The 3,316-nt window shown below is 59.0% G+C and carries 2 protein-coding genes; both read right to left on the bottom strand.

The window, feature by feature from the left end:
• Positions 1-256: 256 nt before the first annotated feature.
• Positions 257-1,957 carry an aldehyde ferredoxin oxidoreductase family protein gene (locus tag VAE48_RS05250; RefSeq protein WP_322792267.1) on the bottom strand — a complete coding sequence of 567 codons (1,701 nt, stop codon included), beginning with the start codon at positions 1,955-1,957 and terminating at the stop codon, positions 257-259.
• A 6-nt stretch (positions 1,958-1,963) separates the two neighbouring features.
• On the bottom strand, positions 1,964-3,253 hold the full coding sequence (locus VAE48_RS05245) for an aspartate aminotransferase family protein (RefSeq protein ID WP_322792266.1): 1,290 nt from the start codon (positions 3,251-3,253) through the stop codon (positions 1,964-1,966).
• Positions 3,254-3,316 lie beyond the last annotated feature (63 nt).

Here is a 3,316-nt window from a genome sequence, read left to right as displayed (position 1 = left end):
GTTGGCGCAGTGCGGCTGGCCGGGACTGAACGGGGTGGCGCAGACCGGGCATTTCAGGGGTTGATCGGTAGTCATTGTAGCGATTTCCTCCAGGATTTTGATAATTCATAAAGCGGTTTTGAAGCGGCGCGCTGCGGGCGCAACCCGGCCTCCCGCTTGAATTATAGCAAATAACTCCGGCCGGCCTGAAGTCGGCCGACGGCGGGGACAACCCCCGGCGCGGGGTCATCTTTGAGCGGATCAGGTTACAACCGGTTCACCCGTCAAACAACCCGTCCATTTCGCGCTCGTCCACATCAAAAACGCACCGGTTGGGCGGGAGTGCCTCCTCGCACATCCATTCCGGCAGGCGGTCGTGGGCGGAGGTAAAACCGGCCCTGCGGTTGAACTCCCGCTCCAGCTGCAGGGTCTCTTTTCCCAACTGCTGCAGGATGGTTTCATCCACATTCCAGCCGTAGCGGGCGTTCAGCAGGTCGCGAATGGTGTGCGGCGCTGCTGCAAAGCCAAAACCGGCAAAAATGCAGGCTCCCAGCGTGTCGTATCCCGCCATGTTGATTTGTGCCGTGCGCGAAACTTCCACCTGCCCTTGCGGGTCGAGGTGATTGATTTTGGCGCGGATGGTCAAACCCGCGGTGTGATCCGCCCCCTGCGGGCTGGTGGCATAGGTCACCCCGGTGCCTTTGATCGCCCGCGGGTCGTAGGCGGATATGGCCTGGCCTTTCACCGCCGGTACGCGCCTCACCCCCAGCACCTTACCGGTCACCGCTGCTCCGCAGCCGAGCAGCCTGCCCAACGGGGTGGCTTTCTCCACCTCTTCCAGCAAACGATGGGCGCTTTGCGCATCGCCAAATTTCATCAAGCCGGCTTCGGCGGCAACGCCCAGCGCAGCGCCGGTGTCAATCGAATCCAGGCCCAGGTCGTTGACTTTGTAATTCAGGCGGGCAATCTCATCCAGACTGCCGATGCCCAGATTGCTGCCCATCAAGCCAATCGTTTCATACTCAATCGGTGAAACGATGACCTCGCCGTTCTGGTCGGCATAAACATTCGAGCAGCGAATTCCACAGCCGACCATGCAGGCGTGAGAGGGATCGGCCTTTCCGCCGCGTTCCAGCAGGATGCTGCGTAAATTTTCTCCGCTGATTTGCTCAGCCAGTTCAAACTGACCCTGGCTGAAATTCCTGGTCGGCAGTGCCCCAAACAGGTTGCACATGTGGACAATCCCCGCCGTGCTGAAATCCCGGTAGGTAGCGGTTTGGGGGTGCGCCATAAGGGCTTTGGTAAATTCCCTTTGGGCGGCGCGGAAGGCCTTTTCATCCTGAATGGGAGGGGCTTTGCCCTGCAAGCCGTCAATGACGATGGCTTTGATGCGTTTGCTGCCCATCACCGCGCCTAAACCGCCGCGCGCGTTGATGCGGGATGGGACGCCGTCCTTATCCAGATTGACGATACCGGCGGCGGTCAATCTCATTTCGCCGGCCGGCCCAATCAGGGCAATGGCTGCCCGCGTGCCATACCGCCGGCGCAACTCTTCGGCGCTGGCGTAAATACCTTTGCCAACCACATCCCCGGCCGGTTCAAAATGAACGCCCTGACTGTCCAGGCGCAAAATTAGCCAGTCCTCACCGCTCGGCTGTCCTTCGATGATCAACGCCTTGATGCCGAGGTAGGTCAATTGCAGGCCGGTCGAACCGCCGGCGTTGCTTTCCTTTACGCCGCCGGTTAACGGGCTTTTTGCGCCGGCCGAAATCCGGTCACAGGAGGATAACTTATGTCCCACCAGCAAACCGGGTGCAAAAATCAGTTTGTTCCTGCTGCCCAGCGGGTCACAGGTCGGCGGGACTTCATCCAGCAAAATGCGGGCTAACAACCCGCGCCCGCCCAGCCGCTGCCACGCCGCGGGCGTTGCCTCTCGGCTGAAACTTCGTTCGTGGAGATTGATGCGCCAGACCTCCATAGTGGATTATCCTCCCACAACTTCCGCAACCGCCTGCTCAAAAATTGCCAGCGCCTGTTCAATTTGCGCCGCAGTGACATTGAGGGGCGGAATCCAGCGGATGGTGTTATCCCACGCGCCGCAGGTCAGTAGAATCAATCCGCGGTCAAGGCAGGCGTGGGCAACCGCCTTGGCGGTGTTTTTATCCGGTTTCTTGTCTGAATTTCTAAATTCACAGCCGATCATCAATCCCAATCCGCGGATTTCGGCGATGACCGGGTAATCCTTCTGGATTTGTCTCAGACCCTGGACGAGCTGCCCGCCGCGCTGCCGGGCATTGGCGAGCATGCCGTCTTCTTTGATGGCGGCAATGGTGGCCACCGCCGCGGCACAGGCCACGGCATTCCCGCCGTAGGTTCCGCCGTGAGAACCGGTCACCCACTTTTTCATTAAATCCAGCGAGCTGAAAACTCCCGAAAGCGGCAAACCGGAAGCCAGCCCTTTGGCAACCACCAGGATGTCCGGCTGCAGGTCAAAATGCTCCAGCGCAAACCACCGCCCGGTTCTGCCAAAGCCGGACTGAATTTCGTCCACAATTAGCAGAATTTGGTGGCGGCTGCACAGCTCACGCAGCCCTTTGAGAAAACTGACCGGCGGCACCACATAGCCCCCCTCGCCGAGCACCGGTTCAACGATCATTGCGGCGGTTTCGGAGGGGGCGGTTTGAGTTTGCAAAAGAAATTCAAGTTCCTCCAGGCAGAACTGACTGGTGGTTTCCTCGTCCCAGCCAAACCGCAAAGCATAGGGGTACGGCGCCACAAACACACCCGCCGGCAGGGGTTGATACCCCGCCCGGTAAATGGTTTTGGAGGTGGTCATCGCCATGGTGTTGGCCGTCCGACCGTGAAAACTTCCCTGAAATACGATGATGTTGCTCTTCCCGCTGGCGTGCCGGGCTAATTTGACCGCCCCTTCGACCGCTTCCGCACCGGAATTGCTGAAAAAGAAGCCGTCAATGGGCTGGGGGACGATTTCCAGCAGCGCTTCCACCAGATTCAACATCGGCTGATGGGTGATGATGTTCGCCTGCCCGTGCAGCAGCAGGGCGGCCTGTTCCTGAACGGCGCTGACCACCTTGGGGTGACAATGACCGGTGTTGGTCACCCCAATGCCGCAGGTAAAATCCAGATACGGCCTGCCGTTCAGGTCGTACAGGAGCGTGCCTTCCGCCTTGCTCACGATAATTTCGGTATAGTGACTCCACACCGGCGAAAGGTGTTTGAAAAGCGTTTGATATTTGTCGGTTACCGCATCCATATTTTTTATTCCTCTTCCGGTTCCAATCGGAACGGGTCAACATCCGGGATGCCCGGTTTGATG

Origin of the sequence: Bellilinea sp., from assembly GCF_034432615.1 — a bacterium.
Lineage (GTDB): Bacteria > Chloroflexota > Anaerolineae > Anaerolineales > Anaerolineaceae > Bellilinea.
Note: the sequence above shows the minus strand (reverse complement) of the source record. Positions and strands in the feature narration are given on the sequence as shown.

Excerpts from the sequence above, each read along its gene's own strand:
- VAE48_RS05245 (WP_322792266.1), bottom strand. The coding sequence starts at position 3,253 with ATGGATGCGGTAACCGACAAATATCAAACGCTTTTCAAACACCTTTCG.
- VAE48_RS05250 (WP_322792267.1), bottom strand. The coding sequence starts at position 1,957 with ATGGAGGTCTGGCGCATCAATCTCCACGAACGAAGTTTCAGCCGAGAG.